The organism is Ruegeria sp. CG11, assembly GCF_056537245.1.
Window position 1 is genome coordinate 24,690 of sequence record NZ_JBQFRE010000017.1, and the last position, 24,484, is coordinate 49,173.

The 24,484-nt window shown below is 60.5% G+C and carries 20 protein-coding genes and 2 pseudogenes; 9 read left to right on the top strand and 13 right to left on the bottom strand.

Going from position 1 to position 24,484, the window contains the following annotated elements:
* Nucleotides 1–39: 39 nt before the first annotated feature.
* The 4 genes from ACR0KW_RS20475 to ACR0KW_RS20490 all read right to left on the bottom strand — a co-directional run bounded on the left by ACR0KW_RS20475 (nt 40) and on the right by ACR0KW_RS20490 (nt 4,510).
* Entirely contained in the window at nt 40–1,170 is a 1,131-nt protein-coding gene (locus tag ACR0KW_RS20475; RefSeq protein WP_480806654.1) for an ABC transporter substrate-binding protein, read from the bottom strand.
* Nucleotides 1,171–1,354: 184 nt separating this feature from the next.
* Nucleotides 1,355–2,077 carry an MbnP family protein gene (locus tag ACR0KW_RS20480; RefSeq protein WP_480806655.1) on the bottom strand — a complete coding sequence of 241 codons (723 nt, stop codon included), beginning with the start codon at nt 2,075–2,077 and terminating at the stop codon, nt 1,355–1,357.
* A complete protein-coding gene (locus ACR0KW_RS20485) occupies nt 2,077–3,195 on the bottom strand; it encodes a cytochrome-c peroxidase (protein ID WP_480806656.1) in 1,119 nt (372 codons plus the stop codon). The genes ACR0KW_RS20480 and ACR0KW_RS20485 overlap by 1 nt, the downstream gene beginning before the upstream one ends.
* Nucleotides 3,196–3,211: 16 nt before the next feature.
* Nucleotides 3,212–4,510, bottom strand: coding sequence for a hypothetical protein (locus tag ACR0KW_RS20490; protein ID WP_480806657.1), 1,299 nt, complete (start codon nt 4,508–4,510; stop codon nt 3,212–3,214).
* A 334-nt stretch (nt 4,511–4,844) separates the two neighbouring features.
* On the opposite strand from ACR0KW_RS20490, the pseudogene ACR0KW_RS20495 reads away from it, so the two are divergent.
* The 6 genes and pseudogenes from ACR0KW_RS20495 to ACR0KW_RS20520 form a co-directional block, all read left to right on the top strand.
* A pseudogene (locus tag ACR0KW_RS20495) lies at nt 4,845–5,302 on the top strand (hydantoinase/oxoprolinase N-terminal domain-containing protein); the annotation flags it as partial.
* A 168-nt stretch (nt 5,303–5,470) separates the two neighbouring features.
* The gene (locus tag ACR0KW_RS20500) at nt 5,471–5,809 is read left to right on the top strand and encodes a hydantoinase/oxoprolinase family protein (protein ID WP_480806678.1); all 339 of its coding nucleotides are present in this window, start codon (nt 5,471–5,473) and stop codon (nt 5,807–5,809) included.
* Between the two features lie 5 nt (nt 5,810–5,814).
* Nucleotides 5,815–6,909, top strand: a complete 1,095-nt coding sequence (locus ACR0KW_RS20505) for a hydantoinase/oxoprolinase family protein (RefSeq protein WP_480806658.1) — start codon at nt 5,815–5,817, stop codon at nt 6,907–6,909.
* A pseudogene (locus ACR0KW_RS20510) lies at nt 6,906–8,555 on the top strand (hydantoinase B/oxoprolinase family protein). Before ACR0KW_RS20505 ends, ACR0KW_RS20510 begins: the two are co-directional and overlap by 4 nt.
* Nucleotides 8,552–9,634: a pyridoxal phosphate-dependent aminotransferase gene (locus ACR0KW_RS20515; RefSeq protein ID WP_480806659.1), complete on the top strand. Its 1,083-nt coding sequence runs from the start codon at nt 8,552–8,554 to the stop codon at nt 9,632–9,634. Before ACR0KW_RS20510 ends, ACR0KW_RS20515 begins: the two are co-directional and overlap by 4 nt.
* Entirely contained in the window at nt 9,631–10,371 is a 741-nt protein-coding gene (locus ACR0KW_RS20520; RefSeq protein WP_480806660.1) for a maleate cis-trans isomerase family protein, read from the top strand. Before ACR0KW_RS20515 ends, ACR0KW_RS20520 begins: the two co-directional genes overlap by 4 nt.
* A 49-nt stretch (nt 10,372–10,420) precedes the next feature.
* Here ACR0KW_RS20520 and comE read toward each other — a convergent pair whose 3' ends face one another.
* The 4 genes from comE to hisD all read right to left on the bottom strand — a co-directional run bounded on the left by comE (nt 10,421) and on the right by hisD (nt 13,423).
* A complete protein-coding gene (comE, locus tag ACR0KW_RS20525; RefSeq protein WP_480806661.1) occupies nt 10,421–10,975 on the bottom strand; it encodes a sulfopyruvate decarboxylase subunit beta in 555 nt (184 codons plus the stop codon).
* Nucleotides 10,972–11,478: a sulfopyruvate decarboxylase subunit alpha gene (comD, locus tag ACR0KW_RS20530; protein ID WP_170327916.1), complete on the bottom strand. Its 507-nt coding sequence runs from the start codon at nt 11,476–11,478 to the stop codon at nt 10,972–10,974. Before comD ends, comE begins: the two co-directional genes overlap by 4 nt.
* Nucleotides 11,479–11,525: 47 nt before the next feature.
* Complete coding sequence (locus ACR0KW_RS20535) at nt 11,526–11,936, bottom strand: universal stress protein (protein WP_170327917.1); 411 nt, start codon at nt 11,934–11,936, stop codon at nt 11,526–11,528.
* Between the two features lie 179 nt (nt 11,937–12,115).
* Nucleotides 12,116–13,423, bottom strand: coding sequence for a histidinol dehydrogenase (gene hisD / locus ACR0KW_RS20540; protein ID WP_480806662.1), 1,308 nt, complete (start codon nt 13,421–13,423; stop codon nt 12,116–12,118).
* A gap of 153 nt (nt 13,424–13,576) precedes the next feature.
* Between hisD and ACR0KW_RS20545 the strand changes: the two genes are divergently transcribed.
* Nucleotides 13,577–14,602, top strand: coding sequence for a LacI family DNA-binding transcriptional regulator (locus ACR0KW_RS20545; RefSeq protein WP_480806663.1), 1,026 nt, complete (start codon nt 13,577–13,579; stop codon nt 14,600–14,602).
* On the opposite strand, the gene ACR0KW_RS20550 is transcribed toward ACR0KW_RS20545, so the two are convergent.
* Complete coding sequence (locus ACR0KW_RS20550; RefSeq protein ID WP_480806664.1) at nt 14,599–15,570, bottom strand: LysR family transcriptional regulator; 972 nt, start codon at nt 15,568–15,570, stop codon at nt 14,599–14,601. The two genes, ACR0KW_RS20545 and ACR0KW_RS20550, sit on opposite strands and share 4 nt — an antisense overlap.
* A gap of 81 nt (nt 15,571–15,651) precedes the next feature.
* Nucleotides 15,652–18,087 carry a GcvT family protein gene (locus ACR0KW_RS20555; RefSeq protein WP_480806665.1) on the bottom strand — a complete coding sequence of 812 codons (2,436 nt, stop codon included), beginning with the start codon at nt 18,085–18,087 and terminating at the stop codon, nt 15,652–15,654.
* Between the two features lie 183 nt (nt 18,088–18,270).
* Here ACR0KW_RS20555 and ACR0KW_RS20560 point away from each other — a divergent pair, with 183 nt between their 5' ends.
* Both ACR0KW_RS20560 and ACR0KW_RS20565 read left to right on the top strand, forming a co-directional pair.
* On the top strand, nt 18,271–19,791 hold the full coding sequence (locus ACR0KW_RS20560; RefSeq protein WP_480806666.1) for a trimethylamine methyltransferase family protein: 1,521 nt from the start codon (nt 18,271–18,273) through the stop codon (nt 19,789–19,791).
* Nucleotides 19,792–19,861: 70 nt separating this feature from the next.
* The gene (locus tag ACR0KW_RS20565) at nt 19,862–20,830 is read left to right on the top strand and encodes an agmatinase (protein ID WP_480806667.1); all 969 of its coding nucleotides are present in this window, start codon (nt 19,862–19,864) and stop codon (nt 20,828–20,830) included.
* Here the strand turns inward: ACR0KW_RS20565 and ACR0KW_RS20570 are convergent.
* The 3 genes from ACR0KW_RS20570 to ACR0KW_RS20580 are packed head-to-tail and all read right to left on the bottom strand — an operon-like array spanning nt 20,827 to nt 24,475.
* Nucleotides 20,827–21,801 (bottom strand): arginase family protein, encoded by a 975-nt coding sequence (locus ACR0KW_RS20570; RefSeq protein WP_480806668.1) that lies wholly within the window; start codon nt 21,799–21,801, stop codon nt 20,827–20,829. The two genes, ACR0KW_RS20565 and ACR0KW_RS20570, sit on opposite strands and share 4 nt — an antisense overlap.
* 54 nt (nt 21,802–21,855) lie before the next feature.
* The gene (locus ACR0KW_RS20575) at nt 21,856–23,445 is read right to left on the bottom strand and encodes an ABC transporter permease (RefSeq protein ID WP_480806669.1); all 1,590 of its coding nucleotides are present in this window, start codon (nt 23,443–23,445) and stop codon (nt 21,856–21,858) included.
* The gene (locus ACR0KW_RS20580) at nt 23,438–24,475 is read right to left on the bottom strand and encodes a quaternary amine ABC transporter ATP-binding protein (protein ID WP_480806670.1); all 1,038 of its coding nucleotides are present in this window, start codon (nt 24,473–24,475) and stop codon (nt 23,438–23,440) included. The genes ACR0KW_RS20575 and ACR0KW_RS20580 overlap by 8 nt, the downstream gene beginning before the upstream one ends.
* Nucleotides 24,476–24,484 lie beyond the last annotated feature (9 nt).

Consider the following 24,484-nt stretch of genomic DNA (forward strand, 5'->3'; position numbering starts at 1 on the left):
ATCTGCCCGCCCCTCGATCGGGGGCAGGCAGATGGTCAATTACATTTTGCATTCGGCCCCGTAGGCATCAAAATGGTCTTCCAGAGCGACACCGATGATCTTGTTGGTGAAAACGTCACCTTCCTTGATCACTTCGCGGGCATAGATCGTCTGAACCGGGTGGTGGTTCGGGCCGAACTTGAAATCGCCGCGGGTGCTGTCGAACTCGGCCAGACGCAGCGCGTTGCGGAAGGCCCTCGCATCTGAAGGATCGGCCTTGTCCAGCGCAGACAGCAACAGATTGGCAGTATCGAACCCTTGGCTGGCGTAAAGCGAGGGCAGACGACCATATTCGGCTTGGAAACTTTCCACAAACGCCGCGTTGGTCGGGTTGTCGATATCCTTGTTCCATTGCGAGGTGTTCACCACACCCATCGCCGCATCGCCGACCGCCTGCAGAATACCCTGATCAAAGCTGAAGGCCGGACCGACCACGGGCTTGTCGATGCCGCTGTCGGCATATTGCTTCAGGAAAGAAATCCCCATACCGCCAGGCAAGAAGAAAAACACGCTATCCGCGTCGCTGGCACGGATCTGCGCGATCTCGGCTGCGTAATCTGTCTGCCCCAGCTCGGTATAGACCTCACCGGCAAGTTCACCCTCGAAGAACCGCTTGTAACCGGTCAGCGCGTCCACACCCGCCGGGTAGTTGGGGGCCAGAATAAAGCTGTTCTTGTAGCCCGCGCCATTGGCATAGGCGCCTGCGGCCTCGTGCAGGTTGTCATTCTGCCATGCGACGTTGAAATAGTTCTGATGGCAGCCTTTTCCGGCCAAAGGAGACGGGCCCGCGTTGGGCGACAGGTAGAACACGTTCTGGTTCACCGCAGCCGGCACAACCGCCATCGCAAGGTTGGACCAGATGATGCCGGTCATCACATCAACACGTTCAGACTGGATCATCTTGTCGGACAGTTGCACGGCGATGTCCGGTTTGCGCTGGTCATCCTCAATCACGACCTCGATATCATCCCGGCCCGATTGCGCGATCGCCAGCATGAATCCGTCGCGCACGTCGATACCCAGCCCGGCGCCGCCGCCCGAAAGCGTGGTAATCATCCCGACCTTGACCTCGGCCAAAGCGCCGGTGGCGCACAGCGCGGAAACCGCAGCGGCTGCTAGAAACTTCTTCATCTTCATCTCCCTTCGCTGGTCTTTTCGACGCAACTTATGCCCGCCATCACGGCGTTTAGTCTATTTCTTTGACTGAGCGGTCTTTTTCCGCCCGGTCAATCGTCCAAACAATCACCGATCACACCCCCGCCGTCGAGGGCGATTTCAACCTGAACCGCTGAATTTTCCCAAAAAATGGCCCGCCTCAGAAGGCCAGAGTGATCATGATGGCGTAGTTGTCGGCCAGTATCTCAGCATCTGCTCGGTTGAACTTGACCGACGGCAGCGCTTGCATGTCGATCTGCGCCGTCCCGTCGAAGAACTTCGCCAGATCGACGATCAGGTGCACCTCGGGGTCGTCGCTCGCGAAAACGTCCGGCGGCAACGTGAACTCGACCTCGCGGGCGTTTTCGGAAAACCCGACATGATAGACCAGCGGGGATACGTTCTCCCCTTGTTTCAGGGCGCCTTCCACAACCACGAATTTATACCCGACCTCCCAGTTCCATGCCATCTGGCTGTTAGGGTCCAGATCCCCCCGCACCTCGATCGAGCCGTTCGCAGCGGGATCAACCCCGATCAGGAATTGCATGGTATCAACGGATTTCAGGGGCACCTCGGGCAGAGTGATCGAATGCGTCTTATCCTCATTATCAAAGCGTAACAGGTGATAGCTGTCCGGTTCGGCATAGGATTTCCCCCCCTGCGTCAGGGAAAGATTGCTGAGGTAGAACCTGAAATCCCGAACCCTGAACTGCCCGTCCCCGCCCGGGTTGTCATAGACAAACTGATCATAGACCAGAGGCTCATCCCCCATATGCGCGTGAAAGGTCAGTGTGATCGGTGTGGTTTTCCGCTGTCCGGACGTCAGAAGGAACCACCCCGCGATCAGGGCTGCTACGGCCAATACTCCAAGGGTCAGTCTCATCAGGAGCCTCCTTCAAACGGGTCGGAAAACTTCGGGTTGGTCAGAAACGCCTCATCCGTGAGCGTGTGCAGAAAGGCGATGATGGCCTGTATTTCCTTAGGCGTCATGCGCAGCCCGACCGTGCCCTTTGCGGGCTCGGGTGCGTTGTCCGCCTCTAGGATCAGGGGGCTGAGCGTGTCACTGACCACGATGCCGTCATTATAGTGGGCCATGACGTCCTCAAGCGTTTCAAACCGGCCGTCATGCATGTAAGGCGCGGTGACAGCGATGTTGCGCAGGGTCGGAACCTTGAAGAACCCCTTGTGCGCCGGGTTTCCCGTCACAGCCATCAGGCCGTCAGGCAGGGTATCGTCCGGGTCCAGACCGTTGTTGGAGAACCCGTCCAGCGCATCGCGAAAGCCCGAAGTCAGAAACTGGCTGTGGCAGTCGATGCAATTGCCACCCCGCAGCGAGACCTTGGTGTCGGGATGCGCCATGAACAGCTTGCGCCCGTGTTCCTCCTGCGCTGTTAGGCGGGCTTCGCCGCGCAGGTATTTGTCGTATTTCGACTCGGACGAAATCAGCATCCGCATGAATGTGGCCAGCGCCTTAGCCGTGTTTTCCGGTGTGACCGCGCCATAGGCCTGACGAAACATGCGGCGATAGGTGCCAGATGCCTCGAGCTCGGCCATCAGGGCGTCGATATCCTGCCCCATCTCATCCGGATGCTGGATCGGTATCAACGCCTGTTCCTCAAGCGAGGTCACGCGGCCATCCCAGAAAAACCTCTTTTGCCCCCACAGAAGGTTTGCAAGGCTCATGGCACTGAAATCCAGCTCACCCCCTGACAGGGACGGCGATTTCGCGCGCCCGTCGGTGAAGGCCATTGCCTGCACATGGCAGGTGGCGCAGGACACCTGATTGTTGCCCGACAGGATCGGGTCATAGAACAGGTGTCGGCCCAGCACGAAGGCCTCTTCGGTCAGTGGATTGTCGGGCGGCACGGCGAACCGACCGAACACAAACGGTGCCGAGAAGTCGGCAATCGGCGTCGCCACCGGGTGACGCGTGCGATCCCAAATCATCCACCCCGCCACCGCAAGACCTGCAGCGGCGAGGATCAGCAGTACCCAGCGCATAACGCCCTCCGGGCCGCTAGTGGTGGTGAACGAAGCCTGATCCGAACAGGCCTTCTAGGTTCTCTATCCCCTTGTTGTAACGATCCTTGATATTGACCGTGGCCAGACGCTCACCGGTTTCAAGATCATGGACCGAGATCGTGTGGCTGTTCAGACCGGCGATGAAATCCACATCTGTCGGGTCATTTTCAGCGCTGTTGCCCAGATTAAGCAGGTTGTTTTGAATAGCGATTAGGTCCCGCCCCGAGGCCGAGGTGAAAAAGATCATGTGATGCGCGCCGGGATCGGCCACGATGTCCGGCCCGCTGGATACCAGCTCGGGCAAGGCTGCCAGGTCATAACGCTTCACCACGCCGGGCAGAGCGTGTGAGATGAACAGCTCATCCTCGGTGCCGTAGAATTCCAGCGGTACGGCGGTTTCATTGGCTACGCCGCTATAGATCACCTCGGCCTCACCAAAGGTCTTGGAACTGGCATCATACGGCACTTTCCACGTCTCGAACCCAAACATGGTGTTGGCCAGAATGGCCGGTTCGATATCCGGGTGCATATCGGGGCGCGCAAACAGCACCTCGACCGGAGAGGACGGGAAGTTCAGCGGTTTTTCCTTCTCGACCGTGATGTTTTCGATGGGCTCCAGCGTGTTCAGATCGATGATCGTCAGCGCATTGCCGACCCCTGTGGACAGGTCTGGATGCACTGTCGACGTCACAACCATACGGTCGTCAAAGGCCGAGATGCCGTGCGGATACATGATATAGGGCGCGCCCTCGCCCACCTGACTTTTACGCGCTTCGATGACCTTGACGACCTCATTGGTCTGGGCGTCGAATACACCGACCGAGCCGCCGTCATCCCCGCCGGTTCCGCCCAGGAAGGTCACGAACATGTACTCCTGACCGTTCGAGTTGGCCCACATGATATCTTCGCCGACCATCTGCCCCTGCGTGTCCAGACAGTCAAAGCCGGATATCACCGGCGCACCGCCCGCATCGCGGGACAGCCCGACCTCGGCCAGACTGCAGGACGGATCAAGCCCTGTGGAATAAAGCCGGCCATTGGGGCTGTAGTAGAGATGGTGCAGCGGATGAACCATCTCGGGCTGTTCTACTTCGCTGAGGATCTCTCCGAACCGTTCCGATTCCGGGTCCAGTTCGATGATCGCGATGCTGTGGCTGGTGTCCAGCGTCGGAAGCCCGCGCAACAGCACCATGCCCTGACTTTCCTCGCGGTCTTGCGACAGCGCCGGAGACAGGCCCGCCAGTATCAGGCCCGTGCCGATCAGAATGCTTTGTGTAAATTGATTGAGTTTCATGACTTACCCCCTTTGTGATGAAATTTCGAAACATTTCTGAGTGGGATGCGCCGCACCCTTTGTCTTATCATATTTTGGATTTTGCACCAAACCTGCGCATCCCTCGAATGAGGTGTTGACGGAAGGGTCTTTCCTCGCCCAATGTCGCGGTCATCAGACGACGGGGAACTGAAGCTGTGGCAACCAACCTTCGACAACCGATGATGCGTTGCGAAACCGGGTGCGATCTGGTCGCCTGACCCGCGGGGAACAGTCCGTTTTCACCTGACCCGCCTTCGGGTCTGTTCCACCCTTTCAGGCTGATACTCTTATGAATCAAACAGTTGGATTGCGTATGGCAATCGACATCGGCGGCACGTTCACCGATACCGTGCTGCTGGACAGCGCGTCTCAGGTAGTGGCGACCACCAAAACACCCACCACACCGCACCGACCTGCCCTTGGTGCGGTTGCTGGCGCCACGCATGTGCTTGAGGCCGCTGGCGCCAACTGGCGTCGTTTATCCATGGCACCACGCTTGCCACCAACGCTCTGGTCGAACGCCGCGGGGCTGTCACGGCCACAATCACCACGCGTGGGTTCCGCGATATCCTCGAGATCGCGTATGAGCGGCGCTATAGCCAATACGCGATCGATCTGGTCAAACCCGATTTGATCGTGCCGCGCACCCATTCACTGACGATCAGCGGGCGTATGAATGCCAGCGGGCATGAGCTGGAACCGCTGGACGAGGCTGGTATCGGCCCCTTGGTGGCCGAATTGCAGGCGCTCGAGGTCGAGGCCGTCGCCATCTGCCTGCTGCACGCTTATGCCAACCCGGCGCATGAGCTGGCGCTGCGCGACTTGCTGGCGCAGCAAATGCCAGACCTTGTCATCTCTCTCAGCCACGAGGTCAGCCCCGAAGCGCGCGAGTTTGACCGGCTCTGCACCACGATTGCCAACGCCTATGTGCAGCCGTTGATGGCTGGGTATCTGCAGGACTTCGAGGCTCGGTTCCGGCAAATGGGGCTGGCCTGCCCGATCCTGATGATGACGGCGGGGGGCGGCATGACTACGCTGGACACCGCCGCCCGGCTGCCGATCCGTCTGGTGGAATCCGGCCCGGCCGGGGGTGCTGTTCTGGCCGCCCGCATCGCCGAAGCCACGGGTGAGGCCGAAGTGTTGTCTTTTGACATGGGTGGTACCACCGCCAAGCTGTGCCTGATCGACGACTTTCGCCCGCAAACCGCGCGCAAGTTCGAAATCTCGCGGGCCGAGCGCTTCATCAAGGGGTCCGGGATGCCAGTGCGCATCCGGTGATCGAGATGTTCGAAATAGGAGCGGGCGGCGGCTCGATCGCCAGCGTTGATCGTTTGGGCCGTATTCAGGTCGGTCCGCACAGTGCGGGATCAGACCCCGGCCCTGCGGCCTTTGGCAAGGGTGGCGACAAGCCGACGGTTACAGACGCCGACCTTACGCTGGGCCTGATCGAACCGGGTCGGTTTGCCGAAGGGCGGCTGCGGATTGATCCGGATGCCGCAACGCAAGCGATGGCACAGGATGTGGGTGACCCGCTGAGCCTCAGCCCCGATCAGGCCGCTTTTGCGGTCAGTGAGATTGTCGATGAAAGCATGGCCAGCGCAGGCCAGATGCATGCGGTCGAATCCGGTAAGGACTTAAGCAACCGGTTGATGATCGCGTTCGGCGGCAACGGTCCGTTGCGCGCCACCCGCGTGGCCCGACGCGCCCAGATGCGGCGGGTGCTGATCCCGCGTGATCCGGGTGTGGGTTCGGCGGTCGGTTTCCTGTTCGCGCCCGTGTCGTATGAGGTCATCCGGTCACGCTATGCCCGGTTGGACGGTCTGGATATCAACGGGCTGAACCACTTCTTCGACGCCATGCAGACCGAGGCGGAACAGGTCGTCCGTGCGGGAGCACCCAAAGGTGCACTGTCGCAGCGCCGGGTCGCCTATAAGCGGTATCACGGACAAGGGCACGAGATCGAAATCCGTTTGCCCGACCGGGCTTTGACCGCTTCGGACCTCACCGCTTTGCGAGAGGCTTTCGAAACGGAATACAGCCGCCAATTCAGCCGGATCGTGCCCGGCATGACCATCGAAATCCTGAACTGGGGGCTGTCCGTTTCGTCCCCCGCCCCCGCACATGAGGCCTATCCAGACAACCCGGCGAAACACACCGCCACGGCAACCGAACACCGTGAAATCCTGTGCGATGTCACTGGCGCGTGGCGCCCGGCGGGCGTGTTCAACCGCTCTGACCTGAAGCCCGGAGCGGCCCTCAACGGTCCTGCGTTGATCGTCGAGGCCCAGACAACAACATTCGTCAGCGCCGATTTTAGCGCCAGCGTCGACGGCCAGGGCAACATCTGGCTGACCCGGCAAGAGGAGGACAAAGCATGATCCAGTCAGATACACGCCTGCAGGTGATGTGGAACCGGCTTTTGGCCGTGGTCGAAGAGCAGGGGCAAGCGCTTATCCGCGCCGCCTTCAGTCCAATCGTGCGTGAATGCGGTGACATCTCGGCCGGGATATTCGATGCGCAAGGCCGGATGCTGGCGCAGGCCGTCACCGGCACGCCCGGGCATATCAACACCATGGCCGAGGCGGTCAAAACCTTGCGTGCGCGCTTTGCCCAAAGCGACATGAAACCCGGCGATATCTACATGACCAACGACCCGTGGATCGCCTCGGGGCACCTGAACGACTTTCTGCTGATGATGCCGGTGTTCTATCAGGACACGGTAATCGGCTAAACCGCTTGCACCTCACATCTGGTTGATCTGGGCGGGCTGGGCATGGGGCCCGAAGGATCAGATATCTATGACGAAGGCCTACTGATCCCGCCCTGCAAACTGGTCAGCGAGGGTGACGTGAATGCGCTGTTGCTGGACATCGTCAAAGCCAACTCGCGCGAGCCCATCGCCAATGAAGGTGACATCTATGCCCTGATCGCCTGTTGCGAAGCCGGAGCCGAACGGCTGGTGCAGATGATGCAGGAGTTTGGCATCACCGACCTAGATGCGTTGGCCGACTACATCATCGACACCTCCAGACGTGGCACGCTGGACGCCATTGCTGCCCTGCCCAAAGGCACGTGGCACCATGTACTGCGGGTGGATGGCTATGACGACGAAATCGAGCTGCACGCCGCCCTTACCATCGCAGAAGACCACCTGTTGCTGGATTTCGAGGGCACCGCGGCCTGCGTCGGCAAGGGGATCAATGTGCCGCTGAACTATGCCACGGCCTATTCCGTCTTTGCCCTGCGCTGCATCATCGGGGCGGATATCCCGAACAATGCAGGCTCGCTCGATCCGTTTCGGGTGACCGGCCCCGAGGGCTGTATCCTGAACGCACAACCCCCGGCCCCGGTGGCGATGCGGCACACGCTGGGGCAGATGACACCCGATCTGGTCTATGGCTGCCTGTCGCAGACCATGCCCGACAGAGTCCCGGCCGAGGGGGCCTCCTGCATGTACGACCTGCCCCTGCGCCACGCGCCCGAGGCGGTTGACCGCGGCGATGACCTCTTTGCGCTGGAGCTTGTCTTCAACGGCGGTACTGGTGCCCGGCCCCGGCTGGATGGCCTATCGGCCACTGCCTTTCCCAGCGGCGTCTGGGGCAGTCAGGTCGAAACCACCGAGGCCGTCGCGCCAGTCCTGTTTCACCGCCGCGAGCTACGGCCGGATTCCGGAGGAGCCGGGCGTTTGCGGGGCGGTCTGGGGCAGCAGATTGAACTCAGCGCATCCAAGGAACAGGACCTGATGCTGTTTCTGTCAGTCGAGCGGATCAAGAACCCTGCCAAGGGCCGTGACGGCGGGTTGGACGGCGCGCCCGGACGTATCACCGTACAGCCCGGAAACCGCCACCTGCCCGGCAAGGGCGAGGTTCGGATCAAGGCCGGTGAAACACTGACGTTCGAAACGCCCGGCGGAGGTGGGTTCGGTCGGCCCGAGGAACGCTCGGAAGACGCGGTGCAAAACGACCTTCGCGCGGGGTTGGTCACCCCGGACATGGCCCGGACCCAATACCGGAGGCAGACATGACCAGCCCGCATCCACATATCGCGCGCATGTCGCCCTATGCGCTGGCTGACCTTGAAGCGCCCAAGGGCAAAACCCTGATCTCGCTGTCCCAGAACGAGAGCCTGCGCCCGCCCAGCCCAAGGGCGATCGAGGCGGCAGCGCATGCCATGGGTGCGTCGATGCTGTATCCCGATCCGGACTGGACGGACCTGCGAAACGCCTTGGCGAACCTGCACGGGATTGATGCGGATGGGATCTTGTGCGGCAACGGATCGCTCGACCTGATCGGGTGCCTTGCGCGTGTGTACGCCGGACCGGATCGAGCAGTACTGGCGCCGGCCCATGCCTATCCCTTCTTTCAGACGGCGGCGCGCATGGCCGATGCGCGGTTCGACACCGCCCGTGAAACGGATGCCACCGTCAGTGTAGATGCCTTGCTGGCAGCGGTCCGACCGGACACCGGGATCGTCTTTGTTGCGAATCCAGGCAACCCAACCGGCACCCGCATCCCGAAATCCGAACTCGTCCGATTGAGGCAAAGTTTGCGGCCCGACATCCTGCTGGTGATCGACGAGGCCTATGGTGAGTTCTCAGACCATCTGGGTGAGCGGTGTTTTGACATGGTCGCCGAGGGCAACACGGTCGTGCTGCGCACCTTTTCCAAGGCCTACGGCATGGCCGGGTTCCGCGTCGGTTGGGGGCTTTTTCCCCCTGCTATCGCAGCAGAGATGCGCAAGGTGATGAACCCAAACAACATCCCGGCCAGTGCACAAATCGCCGCCGCGGCGGCGGTGCAAGACGACGCCTATATGCGTGAAACTTGCGAGATGACGGCTGCTCTGCGCGATCAGGCGGCAGTCACGCTGAGGGACGCTGGTTTTACCCCTTACCCCAGCTTCACCAACTTCCTGCTGTTGAACATGGGCAGCCCCGAGGCCGTGGCAAGTGCCGACCGAATGCTACGCTCCGAAGGCGTCTTCTTGCGCCCGCAGGGCGGTGCGGGTCTGCCGCATACCCTGCGCATGACCGTCGGACCGCAAGCTTCAATGAACACAGCAATAGAAATCCTGACGCAATGGAAACAGGAGGGTCAGCCATGAGCACATCCCGAGGCCGCGCCCGGTTCGGGGTTCTTGTCCCCTTTACCAACACCAATCTGGAACCCGATCTGGCGTTGATGGCCCTGCCGAGTATTTCGCTGCACGTGGCCCGGATGGGTGGATATGACGAAGATGAAATCCCTGACGAGGCCCAGATGCACGATCTGGGGGCCGCCGATCTGGACGAACCCCTGCGCCTGTTGATGGGGGCAAAGCCGGATGTGGTCTTCTACGGATGCACCTCGGCCACCCTGACCCACGGCCCGGAGTTTGACCGTGATCTGGCCACACGGATCAGCGCCGCCAGCGGGGCCAAAACGGTCACTGCGGCCGGGGCTTTGGTTCATGCTCTGACCACGCTGGGCGCCCGGCGCATCGGGTTTGCCTCGCCCTATGTGCCCGCGATTAACGATATGGCGATTGGCTTTCTGTCCGAGCTGGGCTTTGAGACCATTCAGCGCTCCGAGGTGACCGAGGCACTGGACAACGAAGGCCAGGGCGCGTTGGACCCCCAGGCGGTCTTTGAACTGGGCCGTGCGGCGGATCATCCCGAGGCCGACGCGCTGGTTCTGTCCTGCACCGACATGCGCAGCGTCGAGGCTCTGGCCCGGCTTGAGGAGAAGGTCGGCAAACCGGTGATCAGCTCAAACCAGGCAATGCTGTTTCAGGCACTGCAGTTTTTGGACATCAAAGAGCCTATCATCGGGTTCGGTCAGCTATTGGAACAGGCGCGGTAAAACGGCCCTGAAGGCGCGGAAGAAGCATAATTTCCGCGCCTTGATTTCCTCACGCCTGAACGGCCTTCATGAACCGATCACGGATCACCACCGGGTCCATCGTGATCGGCGGCATCTTGGCGTTGCCGCTTTCACACTTGCTGACGATGATAGTCATCTGAGTGGCATCCAACGCCTCTTGCAGCACCCGCCCGGTGTCTTCGGCGGGGCATTCGATCACGCGATCGCAGCCTGCGGCCTCGGCCATTTTCGCCAGCGAGGTTTTCCGCCCCGCATAGGTCGGCTGGTCCCCGGTCGACCCGTAAGAGCCGTTGTCGATGATCAACAGGATGTAGTTGTCGGCCACATTATTCGCGATGGTCGGCAAGGTGCCCAGATTGGTCAGCACAGACCCATCCCCATCAATCACGATCACCGGCTTCGGCTGCGACAGCGCTAGCCCCAGCCCGATGGATGAGGCCAGACCCATCGTGCCCAGCATATAGAAATTGGTCGGCTGATCATCGATGGCGTGCAACTCCTGGCTGGGGATGCCGATATTGCAGACCACCAGTTGATCACGCAGGATCGGGGCGATTTCGGTCAGGATTTCAGAACGGATCATTGGTCGCCATAGCCTCCCCAGAAATTGGCGTCGGTCAGGATGGCGACCGGCTTGTTGCACATGAATGTGTATTTCAGGATCGCATCCAGCTCGGCCACATCCGACTGATGGTGAAAGTGGTAGGTCGGGATGTTCAGCTGCGCCAACAGGGCCTTGGTATGCACCGCCATTTCCACCTGACAGGCGATGGGTTCACGCAGCTCTCCGCGATAGGAAATCAACATGGGCAGGGGCATCCGGTAGTACTGGATCAGCGTCGCCAGCGTGTTGATCGTCACGCCGATGGCGGTGTTCTGCATGATGATGGCGGGACGTTTGCCGCCCATCCACGCCCCCGCGCATAGGCCCATGCCCTCGTCTTCCTTGTTCGAGGGGATGTGATAGATGCCGTCGCGCTTATCGATTTCATCGATGACCCCGGCCAGCTGCTTGCACGGCACGGTGGTGACAAACGAGATATCGTTTGCGACCAGATCATCCGTGATCTTCTTGTCTATGTTCATATCCGGTCTGTCCGTCCTGCTTGGGGCGCCGGGGCGCGATTGTGGGTTCAGATCCTGCGATGCACATGCACGGCACAGCCGGCATGACGCACCACACGCGATGCGGTCGAGCCCAGGAAATAGTCGCTGAGCCCCGGCTTGTGCGAGCCGATGACGATGCAGTCAAAATCATTGTTGTTGGCATAGTCGATGATGGTCCGGGCAGTATGACCCTTGACGATTTCGGGCTGGATGCCTTCGAGTTCCTCAGTCTTTTCGCGCAGCAAGCTGGCCGCAGCGCGAAACCCGTCGGCCACAGCGTCCTTGTCCAGATAGGCACTGACCGACCCCTGCGGCATCTCGTAGACATGCAGCGCAACAATTTCGCTGTCCGCTGCCGACAGCGCACGGGCCACTTCCAGCGTGTGCTGCGAAATTCCGTGATCCAGCGCCATGGGAACAAGAATTTTCTTATACATGAGTCCCTCCGTTTCTGTTGGACCTTGGCCCACAGACGGCCTTCAAAATGACCCGCACGGTCTGTTGGAAATCCTCGGCCGTATTTGCATACGGTGCCGATAAAAGTGATTTCCCGCAAGGTATTGCGGCGTGATTCCGGCCTTAGGTACCTGTGGCGGCTGGCTGAAGAGCATCCGGCTCACCCATCCGCCTGCAGATCAAACTGTTCGTCGGGGAAGTACTTGGCCAAACGCACATCCGCGGCGCGGGCGTGACCCTCCATGCCTTCCAGACGGGAAATACGGGCGGTTGCAACGGCCACGGACTTTGATCCTTCGCGCGTCGCCCGCTGCCAAGTGACGATCTTCATGTATTTGTGGACGCTCAACCCCCCCGTATAACTGGCCGCCCCCGACGTCGGCAGAACGTGGTTGGTGCCGGTGGCCTTGTCGCCGTAGGACACGGTGGTTTCTTCACCCAGAAACAGTGAACCGTAGCAGGTCAGCCGGTCCAGCCACCAATCCAGATCCTCGGCCTGAACGGTCAGATGCTCGGGGGCGTATTCATCCGAACAGGCTGCCATTTCCTCACGATCCGAACAGACGATCACCTCGGCATAATCGCGCCACGCGGCGGCGGCGTTTTCACGGTTCAATTGGGGCAGGTCATCGATAAGCTTTGGCACCAGCACCATCACCTTCTGCGCCAAATCGCGGTCATCGGTCACCAGCCAGACGGGCGAATTGTAGCCGTGCTCAGCCTGGCTGACCAAGTCGGTGGCCACCACATGCGCATCCGCACTGCTGTCGGCAAGGATCAGGCTGTCCGTGGGGCCTGCGATCATGTCGATGCCGACCTTGCCGTAGAGAATGCGCTTGGCCTCGGCCACGAACTGGTTGCCCGGGCCTACCAGGATATTGGCGCGCGGCAGACCGAACAGGCCATAGGTCATCGCGGCCACGCCCTGAACCCCGCCCATGGCCAAGATGCTGTCAGCCCCGCAAATATGCGCGGCATAGACAATCGCAGGCGCAACCCCTTCGCCCGGGCGCGGCGGGGAACAAGCGGTGATGTGGCGGCACCCGGCAACCTTGGCCGTGGTGACTGTCATGATCGCGCTGGCGATATGGCTATAACGCCCGCCGGGCACATAGCAGCCCGCCGCGTCCACCGGGATCGCCTTTTGACCAGCAACAAACCCCGGAACGATCTCGGTCTGCACGTCGGCCACGGTCGCCTTCTGGGTTTCGGCAAAGCGGCGCACATTGTCGTGGGCAAAGCGGATATCGGCCTTCAGCTTTTCCGGAACCCGTGCGATGGCGGCGTCGATCTCGTCCTGCGTCATCAGGACATTGCCGTCGTACTTGTCGAACTTGGCCGCATATTCCAGCGCTTTTGCATCCCCGCCCACCTCGATATCGGCAAGGATGGTCCTGACCGTATCGTGCACCTCAGAGGCGTGGGATTGCGCCGTCAAAGTCGCTTTTTTCAAATAGTCACGAGGCATGGGCAGCGGCTCCTATTCTCTGGCCTTTTCCCGGATTCGGCTCATCAAGGTTTGTAAGCGCTTACATCAAAAATGCAAGCGCTTACATTTCCACTTTTCTTAAGTTTCACTTGAGGTTAGGCTTTTTGGCAAAAGCAAATCTCAGGTTTGAAAATGCCGAAACTTCGATCCGCGCCCACACTGGATGATGTCGCCAAAATGGCTGGCGTTTCGACAGCGACCGTATCGCGCTGTCTGAATGATCCCGACCGGGTGGTTGAGGCGACGCGTCAGCGCGTCTTGTCAGCAGTGGACAGGCTGGGATACACGCCGAACTTTGCCGCGCGTGTGATGGCGGCCAAGCGATCCTGGACGATCGGCGCGATTATTCCCACCATGGAGAACGCAATCTTTGCACGGGGTCTGCAAGCCTTTCAGGAAGAACTGCATCAGCGCGGTTACACGCTACTGGTCTCAAGCTCGGCCTATGATCCCGCCCTTGAAGAAGAGCAGATCCGGACTTTGGTTGCGCGCGGTGCGGATGGGGTGCTGCTGATCGGACATGACCGCAATCCGAAGATTTACGAGGGCCTCGCGCGCCGCAACATCCCGGTGATGATCGCGTGGTCTTTTCTGGCAGATGCACAGGTTGCCTCGGTCGGCTTTGACAATCGCGCGGCGATGGCCGAGCTGGCAAACCGTGTGATCGGGCTGGGTCACAAACGGATCGGCGTGATTTCCGGTATCACCGCAGGCAATGACCGAGCACGTCTGCGGGTCGAGGGGATACAGGATGCAGTCAGGCAACACGGCCTTGCGTCATCGGATTTGACGATCCTCGAAACCCCCTACCAGATCGAAAACGGTGCCGAAGCGTTTTCCAAGCTGATGTCACAGGGCGTCCGACCCACAGCGATCCTGTGCGGAAACGACGTGCTGGCCGTCGGCGCGCTGCACCGGGCGCGCGAGATGGGATTGAACGTGCCAAAGGATGTGTCCGTCACCGGGTTTGACGATATCGAGCTGGCCCGGATCGCCACACCTGCGCTGACCACCGTACATGTGCCACACCGGGACATGGGCCGCCGGGCCGCGCAGGCACTGATTGATATGTTGGAAAACCGGACCCCGAACAGTGGCACGCGACTGGCCACGCATATCGTCGAGCGTCAATCCTTTGGACCGCCGGCCAGCGCCTAAGCGGCCTCGGCCTCCATGGTGCGGAAATCATCCCTCAACCAGGAATGCGCCTCACACATCGGGTCGGTGAAATGCTGCCGGATCAGCTTAGCCATTACCTTCTGGATCAGCTTCGAGGTCGTCTCGGGGTACACCTCGGTCGTAAACAGGGACACCGTGCGCACGAAGTTTCGCCCCGGGAACGGAAGCGCCCGGACGCTGTCATGGAACCTTTGCGCGCGGTGGAAACAGGCGGCGGTCGTGATCGCCCAGCCGCTGCCCTCGGCTACCAGACCGATGATCGACTGGTTACACTCCATTTCGAACCGGTTGGGTAGATTGTATTTGCTGCGGGTCAATTGAATTTCGATCTGCTTACCGATCATGTAGTCCCGCGAATAGCGTAACAGGGGTAATTCAGCATCCGGCTTTAGCAGGTCTTCGGGTTCGCCGCGGAACGTGTTGGGCAGGATCACGATAAATGGGTCGCGCATCAGCGGGTATTCGATCAGCCCCTCGGTTCGATCCGAGGGGCGCGTAGCGACCCCAGCGTCCAGCTTATGCTCTTGGAGATTGGTGATGATCTCATGACTGGGGCGCGTGTAGTGGCGAAAGCTACAGCGCGGCAGAGCTTGTGCCAGAAAACGGAACAGGTCCGGCGCGATCTGGTTGTCGAAGTCGTCGATCAGGGCCAGCCGCAGATCCGTTGCGTGCTTCCAGTTGCCGGAACGAATTTCAGCCTCGCCCCGCTTCAGCACCGTTAGCCCATCGCGGACATAGCGTGCAAACACCTCGCCCGCCGGAGTCAGCCCCATCGGACGCCGGCCGTGATCGACCAGATCAACGCCCAGCGCACCCTCAAGACTGCGCAGATGGTTTGAGACGGTGCTGATCGACAGCCCCGTTTCCGACGCGACCTGTTGGATCGATCCCGATTTGGCGACCAGTCGGAAGACTTCCAGCCAGCGAAGGCTCAGAGATTTGGACACCGCACACCCGTTGTTTCGATTTCTTCGAAACAAACCAAGCAAAGATTGATGCAAACGGCAATGGTGAAGTTGGCTGAGGGGTCAAGCTTTCATACGGTTAAAGCTCGGATCATAAGGCGATGGCGGTATGACTGTCGCACGCACGCGCAGGCCGCAGGAATCCAACTCCATCTCGGTCCCGACATCGGCCAGTTCGGGCCGCACGAACCCATGCGCAAGGTTCAGGCCGGTACGATGCCCCCAGTCGCCCGAGGTAATCGTACCCACGACCAGTTCGCCCTGCATCAACGACGCCCCGGGATGGGCAGGTTGCTGCGTGGCGTGAGTTTGCAAGGCGACCAGCTTTTTACGTGACCCCCCGGCCTGCCGCCGCAACAAGGCATCTCGTCCGATGAAGTTACCCTTTTCCAGTTTTACAAAGCGGTCGAGGCCGGTTTCAAACGGGTCGAATTCCGTGATCAGATCGGCTTTCCAATGCAGAAAGCTCTTTTCCATTCGCATGGACTCCACCGCCCGCGCACCGAACAGTTTCAGCCCATGGGCTTCTCCGGCCTGCCGCAACGCCAGATAGGCGGCATAGAGCGAGGCGTTGGGGGCATGGATTTCATAAGCCAGCTCACCCGAGAAACTGACGCCCATCACCGTTGCCGGGGCGATCCCGACGAAGCACTCGCGCACGCTGAGCCACGGGAAAGCTTCGGCGGACCAGTCGCCGCGCGCGCAGGCGGACAGGACATCGCGCGCCTTGGGCCCGGCCAGCACCAGAATGGTCTGGTCGTTGGTCAGGCTGCGCAACTGCACGTCCTCGTCGGCCCGCAAGTGCTGGGTCAACCAATCCATGTCATGAAACTCGCTGGCCGCGGCGGACCCGTACCAAAGGCGGTCCGGCCCCCGGTCGCTGGCAGGCAGGTTGGCAATTGTTGCTTCGGCCTTGATCATGCCATGGTGGTTCAGCAGATAGCCAAGCCCGACCCGACCATCGCGCCGCGTGATGGTGCCGCAGAACATTCGGCCCAGAAAAACATGCCGGTCCGCGCCAGTGATCTCGATCCGGTTGAACCCGTTCACTTCGGCCAACCCGACGCCGTTTTGCACATTGGCCACCTCAGCCGCGACCAGATCGAATGTTTCGTCAAAATCGAAACTGAGGGACGGTGAGAAATCAGGGGTGGGCTTGATGTATTCCACCCTCTCCCACCCATTGACCACGGTGAACTCCGCGCCCTCAGCGGCCAGAATGGGGGTCAGAGGCGTTGTCTTCGCCGGCCGTCCGGCAGGGCGGTGTTCGTGCGGGAAGTGAAAGCGGAACTCGTTCTGATAATCTTCGATGGCCTTCAGCGCCGTCAGTTCCACATTTGCATGGCCGGTGAACCGGCGTGGATCGAGACACCACGTGTCATAACACGCTTCGCCATGCACGATCTGCTGGGCCAGCAGCCAGCCGTGGCCGCCACCCTCACCTAGCCCAGCGCGCAGGCCAATGATACAGAACGCATTACGTTTGCCCGGGATCGGTCCGACCAGAGGTGCACCGTCGATCGTATAGGTTATCGGCCCGTTGACGACTGTGTGGACCCCGACCTCCATCAATGCGGGCATCCGGGCAAATGCGCCCTCCAGCACATCGGTCACCCGATCCAGATCATCGGGGCAAAGGGCGTTGACGAAATTCGGATCAATCCCGTCCATGCCCCATGTCTTGCAATCCTGTTCATAGAACCCTAGCAGCAACCCATTCTTTTCCTGTCGGCAATAGTAGTCGCTGATCGGGCACCGCAGCAGAGGCATCCTGTGGCCCGCATCCCGAATGGCCGGGATTTCTTCGGTCAGGAAATACTGGTGCTCCATAGACGAGACCGGATGATGCACCCCCATCATCGCGCCGACTTCGTTCACCCGGTAGCCGCAGGCATTCACAACGATATCGCAGTCGATATCACCATGTTCGGTGTGAACGGTCCAGGTGTCGTCGCTGTGTTGGGTCAAGCCAACGACAGGCGTGTTGCGGTACACTTCAGCCCCGGCCTTGCGCGCCCGGCGCGCCAGCGCCTGACACAGCTGCGCCGGGTCGATATCCCCATCCATCGGGTCCCACAAACCGCCAATCAGGTTCTCAGTCGAGATCAGCGGGTGGCGGCGGGCGCATTCTTCGGCGTCGATCACTTCGAACTGCACATCCATCCCGCGCGCCATCGAGGCGAAATGGCGATAGCCCTGCATCTGCGCCTCGGTATTGGCCAGACGGATGCCGCCATCCCCGTGGTGGTAGTTGATCGGATAATCCGGGTCCTCGGCCAGTTCCTTGTACAGCCGGATCGAGTGCGACTTCAGCCCCACCATCGTTTGGTTCATGCCGAAGTTCGTCACCTGCGCCGCAGAATGCCATGTCGTGCCCGAGGTCAGCTCGTTGCGCTCGACCAGAACCACATCCGTCCACCCCTCTTGCGTCAGGTGATACAGTGTCGAACAACCGGCTATCCCGCCTCCGATCACAACAACTTTGGTGCGCGACTTCATTGGCTCTGCTCCCTCTGACCCGGGACAAGTTTTGCGGAAGAATGGACCAAGCCGACAATATGGGCAGTGACTGTATTGAAAAATCGAAACTGCGATTGAGGATTCTGATATTCGCAGTTCCCCTTTGCGGCAGGGCAGAGTTGCCGCTTAGTGTGCCCGAAGGAATTGCGGGAAAGGATTGGGATGTCCTCGGAAGGTGGCAAACGAAGCGGTCGGCGGGCACGGCACACCCAGCGCGCGGCCAAACCTGTGGTCGATCCCTGCCCGCCCGGTCAAAAGGGGGGCACATTCCAACCTCTCACGCCATCTGAGATCGAGAAAATCTACGACACGGCCCTGCGCCTGTTAGAGACGCTTGGCATGGGCAACGTGCCGGATCGGCTGGCTGCTGACCTGCAGGCGGCGGGCGCGCAACCGGGTCAACAGGATCGGCTGGTCTTTCCTCGCGAGATGGTAGAGCGCACGATCCAGAGCGCCGCCAAGACATTTACTTTTCACGGCCGGGACGAAACCCGCGCCATTCAGGTGGGTGGGGACCGCGTATACTTCGGCACCGGAGGCGCCGCCGTGCAGACCTTGGATATCGACAGCGGGCTCTATCGTCCTTCCACGCTGGTCGATCTGCACGACTTCACCCGGTTGCAGGACACTCTGGCAAATGTTAGCTGGTTTACCCGCTGCTGCGTGGCGACCGATGTACCCGATGTACGCGATCTGGACGTCAACACGGCCTATGCGTTGGTGCGCAACACCACCAAACCGGTGGCCACTTCGTTTACATTGGCTGAAAACGTCGCGCCCATCGTCGAGATGCTGGACATCGTGGCCGGTGGACCGGGCGAATTCGCCAAGCGGCCCTTCCTGAAGGCCCATATCAGCCCGGTGATTTCTCCGCTGCGCTATGGTGAGGATGCGGTGGACGTGGTCTACGAATGCGTTGCCCACAACATCCCCATGTCCTGCATCACTGCCGCGCAGGCCGGCGCGACGGCCCCCGCCACTCTGGCCGGGTTTCTGGCACAGTCTCTGGCAGAAACGCTGGCCAGCCTTGTGATGGTCAACGCGATTCAGCCCGGTTTTCCGATGGTGTTTTCCAACTGGCCGTTCATCATCGATCTACGCACCGGGTCTTTCGCTGGCGGCAGCGGAGAAACCACCATTCTGAATGCAGCCTCGGCACAGATTACCAATTGGCTGGGTCTGCCCTCGGGCGTGGCTGCCTCAATGACGGACGCCAAAGCCATCGACGCGCAATATGGTGCTGAGAAAGGGATAACCTCTCTGGCCGCCGCGCTGGCCGGGGGCAACCTGATCTATGAAAGTTCAGGTATGACGGCATCTCTGCTGGGGGCCAGTTTCGAAGCGTTTGTTCTGGACGACGAAATGCACTCTCACACCTACCGGGCCTTGCGTGGGATCGAAGTGACCGAGGAAAACCTGGGTTTTGACGCAATCTGTCAGTCGGTTCTGGGGGATGGGCATTTCCTTGGCAGCGCCCACACCTATGCCGCAATGGAGCGGGACTATTTCTATCCAACCCTTGCCGACCGGAATGAACCCCGGACTTGGCAGGAGGAAGGCGCAACCGACGCGTGGTCTGCCGCGCGTGAAAAAGCCAAAGAGGTTCTGGCCACCCATCACCCCAAATACCTGACCGACGCGCAGGACGCCGAAATCCGCAGGCGCTTTCGCATCCTGATCTAAGTGCACCATCCCATTTCCAAGTCACGAAACTGCCGCTAGGCTCGCGCCAGAGTCAGCAAGGGGGAACCACATGACCAATTCGTTTTTTCAGCCGGTATCGGCGATGGAGCTTGCCCGGTTTGCTGGTATCCCCACCTTCATGCGCCTACCCAGCCTGACGCTGGACCACGACCGTATTGCAGAGGTTGAGCTAGGTCTGGTCGGTATCCCGTGGGACGGCGGCACCACCAACCGCCCCGGCGCCCGACATGGGCCACGTCAGTTGCGGGACTATTCGACGATGATCCGCGCAATGAACCCGGTGACCGGGGTTGCGCCTTTTTCGATGGTTAATTGCGCCGATCTGGGCGATGTCGCGCCGAACCCGGTGGATATCCAGGATACACTGGACCGGGTGACCAGTTTCTACGCCGAGCTGACAGCGCGCGGCATCACCCCTCTGACCGCCGGGGGCGATCACCTGACCACCCTGCCCGTCCTGCGTGCGCTGGCCAAATCCGGCCCGCTGGGGCTGATCCAGTTCGACAGCCACACCGATCTGTTCGACACCTACTTCGGCGGCCACAAATTCACCCACGGCACCCCATTCCGCCGCGCGGTCGAGGAAGGGTTGGTGGACCCCAAACGCTTTGTTCAGGTCGGCATTCGCGGCACCGCCTATAACACGGAAGACATCGAATGGGGCGAGGCGCAGGGTATCCGCATCATCCGGATTGAGGAACTGTTTGATCGGGGTATCAACGACGTTATGGCCGAGGTGCGCAGCATCGTCGGCACCGCGCCCACCTATTGCACCTATGATATCGACTTCGTCGACCCGACCTATGCCCCCGGCACCGGCACGCCCGAAATAGGCGGCCCGAACAGCTTTCAGGCGCAGCAGATCATTCGCCAGATGGCAGGCGTTAATCTGGTTGGCGCCGATCTGGTCGAGGTCGCACCGCCTTTCGATCCCGAGGGCGGCACGGCCTGGCTGGGCATCTCGCTGATGTTCGAACTGCTCTGCGTGTTGGCACAGGCCGTGGATGCGCGGCGCTAACCCACGTTTTCCGCGATCATCGAGATCATCTCGAACATCACCGCTGCTGCTGTCAGCGCGGTGATGTTGTTCGGACTGTCCTTGGTGGGCATCATGCAGACGACATCTCCGCCCACGATATTCAGACCCCGCGCAGCCCTCAGAATGCCGACCGCCTCATCAATGTCGAAGCCTTTTTCGCCGGGTTCCAGATTGGACACGGCAGGCGCAACGGTCGGATCGAGGCAATCCAGATCGAAGGTAATATAGACCGGACGGTCGCCCAGAACCTCTTTGGTCTGCGCCACCACGTCCTCCAGTCCGCGCTGCCGGAATTCGCGCATGGTGACGATGTTGTAACCATAGTCATACGACGGTTGCAGCCAATCCAGACTGCGCGGATGCCCTCTTAGACCGATCTGCATGGATCGCGTCGGGTCGACCTGCCCTTGGTCCGCCAGGTACGCCCCCCAATGGGCCGCCGATTTCTTGGCGCCCAGAAAGTGGTCGACCTTGGTGAACACATCCGTGTGCGCGTCCAGATGCAGGAAGCTGACCGGTTCTCCGCCCGCGAGCTTGCCGTTGCCCAGCGCCTGCACGATCCCGCCGGTGATCGAGTGATCGCCGCCAACCGAGACCGGTCGTGCGCCTGCTGCGTCGATATCCTTGTAAAAGGCCGTGATGCGTTCGATGCAGTCTTCGTTGTCGTTCGCACGCGGAAACGGCACGTCACCCACATCGGCAATTTTCGCACTGTTCCACGGGTCGATCCCGAACACCGAATGCACCCGGCGCTGCACGGCCGAGACATGTCGCAGGGCACGCGGGCCCAGATGCTGATCCCGCTCGGTCGTGCCGTTGCCTGTGGAATGCGGCACACCCACCAGCGCAATATCCTGACCCTCAGGGCCCACATTGGGGCAGCGAAACAAGGTGGGCACGCCCCACCAATAAAGATTGTCCATCATGGACTGTTCATAACGATCGGTCATGGTCTTCCCCGTTCAAAGAAAAACGCCCCCGACGGCAACCGGGGGCGGGTTTGTTTAGATTTTCTCGTCTTCTCGCCGGAAGGCGCCCTGAACGATCCGGTCCATCACCATGGCAAGGAACAGGATTGCAAAGCCACCCAGCAGACCCGGTCCCTTGGCGGCGTATTGCAGCGCCTCGAGGATTTCCTTGCCCAGACCGCCCCCGCCGATCAGCGAGATGATCACCACCATGGACAGGCACATCAGGATGGTCTGGTTCACCCCGGTCATGATCGACGGCAAGGCCAGTGGAATTTCCACATCCTTCAGAAGCTGCCACTTGGATGCCCCAAAGGCGACTGCGGCCTCCTTGATGCTTTCCGGCACCCCGCGCATCCCAAGCGCTGTCAGTCGGATCACCGGCGGCATGCCAAAGATGATCGTGGCCAGAATGCCCGGCGGGTTACCGGTGCCAAAGAAGGCGATGATCGGGATCAGATAGACGAAAGCTGGCAGCGTCTGCATCAGGTCCAGCACCGGTTCCGCCGCGCGGTATGCGCGTTGAGATTTCCCGAACCAGATACCCAGAGGGATGCCAAACACCACACACAGCAACACTGCGGCACCGACTAAGGCCACCGTCTCCATCGCCACGTCCCAATAGCCCAGCAGGGCAATATAGGCGAGCGAGGACGCGGTGAAGATCGCCACGCGCGGTCCAGCCGCGCGCCATGCAGTCACGCAGATGACCAGCATCACCACCGGCCACGGAGACCCAATCAGAGCGATCGTCAAAGCATCCAGAACCGAGCGGACACCGGCGACAATACCGTCAAACACATCGCCCCCTGCGGCGGCGGCGGCGTCGATCTGCGCCTCCATCCAACTGGCCAGATTCGAGAAGATCGTGCCCTCGCCCTCACCCAGTATCAATGCAGACACCTCTTGTTCCGGGAAGGCATCCAGCATTGCCAACGACGCGTTCACCGTGAACTTGTAGATAATCAGCGGTGCAATCGCGGCCACCAGAACGGCGCCCAGCACCGTGTTCCGCGTGGACCGGCCGCTTTCGGTGCTGGTCGGATCAATCCGCCATTTCGAGTACTGCTTTTCATAGACCCGGTCCGCATAGAACCCCTGAGCCAGTTTGAACACCAACAACATCAGAAGCCCGGTGATCATGATCCCCGATGCCTCGGCCTGAGCCGCCTGAGCTTGCGCCAGACTGTTGTCCGCCGCCTTCTGGATATTCTCGGCCAGCCGGTTGAACCGGTCTATGTCGGCCTGCTCGGTTGCGGCTGCTGCGCGTTCCAACAATTCGTTGGCTCGGGTCTGCTGACGTTCGGCGCGTTCGGCCAGATCAGCACCGGGATTGCCCCAAGCCCCACGTCCGATCTGAACCCAGGCGATGATTTCCAGGATCAGGAAGGTCCAGAACATCCCCCAGATCGCCCGTGACGCCGACCAGAACGGACCCAGCACCGCCGCCCAGATGTTGAACGTGTTGGGCACCGCGCTGGTGGCATCGTGGATCTTGTGGAAGGCGGTGACGTAGTAGTCACCGTTCGGGCCGACAAATTCGTGAATGGATTGGTCTAGCGCCTCGCGGTCTACCTCGATATCCGAGGCGGCCGTGACTTTCATTTCCATTGCTGCATCAGTCATTTTTGCCTCCCTGAATTCCGCGCAGCAGACGCGGCTTGGTCACGATGCCAACGTCGCTGCCTGCATCGGTGATGACGACCGGCATATCGGTATTCACCGCCAGATCGATCAGCTGATCCAGATCCGCCCCCTCATCCGCGCGCGGCGCGCCATCAAGCGGGCCGGAATAGCTACCCATCGGCTCCATGATCGAATGCGCCTTGACCAGTTTCAGTTTCGAGATGCCCTGAACAAACTCGCGCACGTAGTCATCCGCCGGGTTCATGACGATGTCTTCCGGTGTGCCGATCTGCACGATCACACCGTCTTTCATGATGGCGATGCGATGACCGATGCGGATGGCCTCGTCCAGATCGTGGGTGATGAACAGCGTAGTCTTCTGCAGCTGCGCCACCAGCGCCTTGAACTGGTCCTGCAATTGCAGACGGATCAGCGGATCAAGGGCCGAGAACGGCTCGTCCATCAGCAGGATTTCCGGGTCTGAGGCAAGCGCGCGGGCGATCCCCACCCTCTGCTGCATCCCGCCTGACAACTCTTTGGGCAGACGATCTTCGTAACCGGTCAGGTCCACCAGACCCAGCGCGTGATCCGACACCGCCCAGCGCTTGGATTTGGACACTCTGCGAATTTCCAGCGGATAGGCCACGTTGTCGCGCACCGAGCGGTGCGGCATCAGCGCCATGTGCTGGAATACCATCCCGATCTGCTGCGCCCGAATGCGGCGCAGCTCGGCTTCGGATATCTTCGACACGTCATGGCCCAAAATCTCGATTTTGCCCGAGGTTGGTTCGATCAAGCGGTTCACGTGCCGCACCAGCGTGGATTTGCCCGAGCCCGACAGGCCCATGATGCAGAAAATCTCGCCCCGCGGCACTTCGAAGGTGGCCCCCTGCACACCCACGACACAATTGAATCTCTCCAGAACTTCCGGCTTTCCAATGCCTTCGCTCCGCACGGCTTCCATGGCTTCTTCGGCGCGCGCCCCGAAGATCTTCCACACATCCGTCAGTTTTACGACTGTTTCGATCATTTTTGTCCC

Excerpts from the sequence above, each read along its gene's own strand:
- ACR0KW_RS20475 (WP_480806654.1), bottom strand. The coding sequence starts at position 1,170 with ATGAAGAAGTTTCTAGCAGCCGCTGCGGTTTCCGCGCTGTGCGCCACC.
- ACR0KW_RS20480 (WP_480806655.1), bottom strand. The coding sequence starts at position 2,077 with ATGAGACTGACCCTTGGAGTATTGGCCGTAGCAGCCCTGATCGCGGGG.
- ACR0KW_RS20485 (WP_480806656.1), bottom strand. The coding sequence starts at position 3,195 with ATGCGCTGGGTACTGCTGATCCTCGCCGCTGCAGGTCTTGCGGTGGCG.
- ACR0KW_RS20490 (WP_480806657.1), bottom strand. The coding sequence starts at position 4,510 with ATGAAACTCAATCAATTTACACAAAGCATTCTGATCGGCACGGGCCTG.
- ACR0KW_RS20500 (WP_480806678.1), top strand. The coding sequence starts at position 5,471 with ATGGCTGGGTATCTGCAGGACTTCGAGGCTCGGTTCCGGCAAATGGGG.
- ACR0KW_RS20505 (WP_480806658.1), top strand. The coding sequence starts at position 5,815 with ATGTTCGAAATAGGAGCGGGCGGCGGCTCGATCGCCAGCGTTGATCGT.
- ACR0KW_RS20515 (WP_480806659.1), top strand. The coding sequence starts at position 8,552 with ATGACCAGCCCGCATCCACATATCGCGCGCATGTCGCCCTATGCGCTG.
- ACR0KW_RS20520 (WP_480806660.1), top strand. The coding sequence starts at position 9,631 with ATGAGCACATCCCGAGGCCGCGCCCGGTTCGGGGTTCTTGTCCCCTTT.
- comE (WP_480806661.1), bottom strand. The coding sequence starts at position 10,975 with ATGATCCGTTCTGAAATCCTGACCGAAATCGCCCCGATCCTGCGTGAT.
- comD (WP_170327916.1), bottom strand. The coding sequence starts at position 11,478 with ATGAACATAGACAAGAAGATCACGGATGATCTGGTCGCAAACGATATC.
- ACR0KW_RS20535 (WP_170327917.1), bottom strand. The coding sequence starts at position 11,936 with ATGTATAAGAAAATTCTTGTTCCCATGGCGCTGGATCACGGAATTTCG.
- hisD (WP_480806662.1), bottom strand. The coding sequence starts at position 13,423 with ATGCCTCGTGACTATTTGAAAAAAGCGACTTTGACGGCGCAATCCCAC.
- ACR0KW_RS20545 (WP_480806663.1), top strand. The coding sequence starts at position 13,577 with ATGCCGAAACTTCGATCCGCGCCCACACTGGATGATGTCGCCAAAATG.
- ACR0KW_RS20555 (WP_480806665.1), bottom strand. The coding sequence starts at position 18,087 with ATGAAGTCGCGCACCAAAGTTGTTGTGATCGGAGGCGGGATAGCCGGT.
- ACR0KW_RS20560 (WP_480806666.1), top strand. The coding sequence starts at position 18,271 with ATGTCCTCGGAAGGTGGCAAACGAAGCGGTCGGCGGGCACGGCACACC.
- ACR0KW_RS20565 (WP_480806667.1), top strand. The coding sequence starts at position 19,862 with ATGACCAATTCGTTTTTTCAGCCGGTATCGGCGATGGAGCTTGCCCGG.
- ACR0KW_RS20570 (WP_480806668.1), bottom strand. The coding sequence starts at position 21,801 with ATGACCGATCGTTATGAACAGTCCATGATGGACAATCTTTATTGGTGG.
- ACR0KW_RS20575 (WP_480806669.1), bottom strand. The coding sequence starts at position 23,445 with ATGACTGATGCAGCAATGGAAATGAAAGTCACGGCCGCCTCGGATATC.
- ACR0KW_RS20580 (WP_480806670.1), bottom strand. The coding sequence starts at position 24,475 with ATGATCGAAACAGTCGTAAAACTGACGGATGTGTGGAAGATCTTCGGG.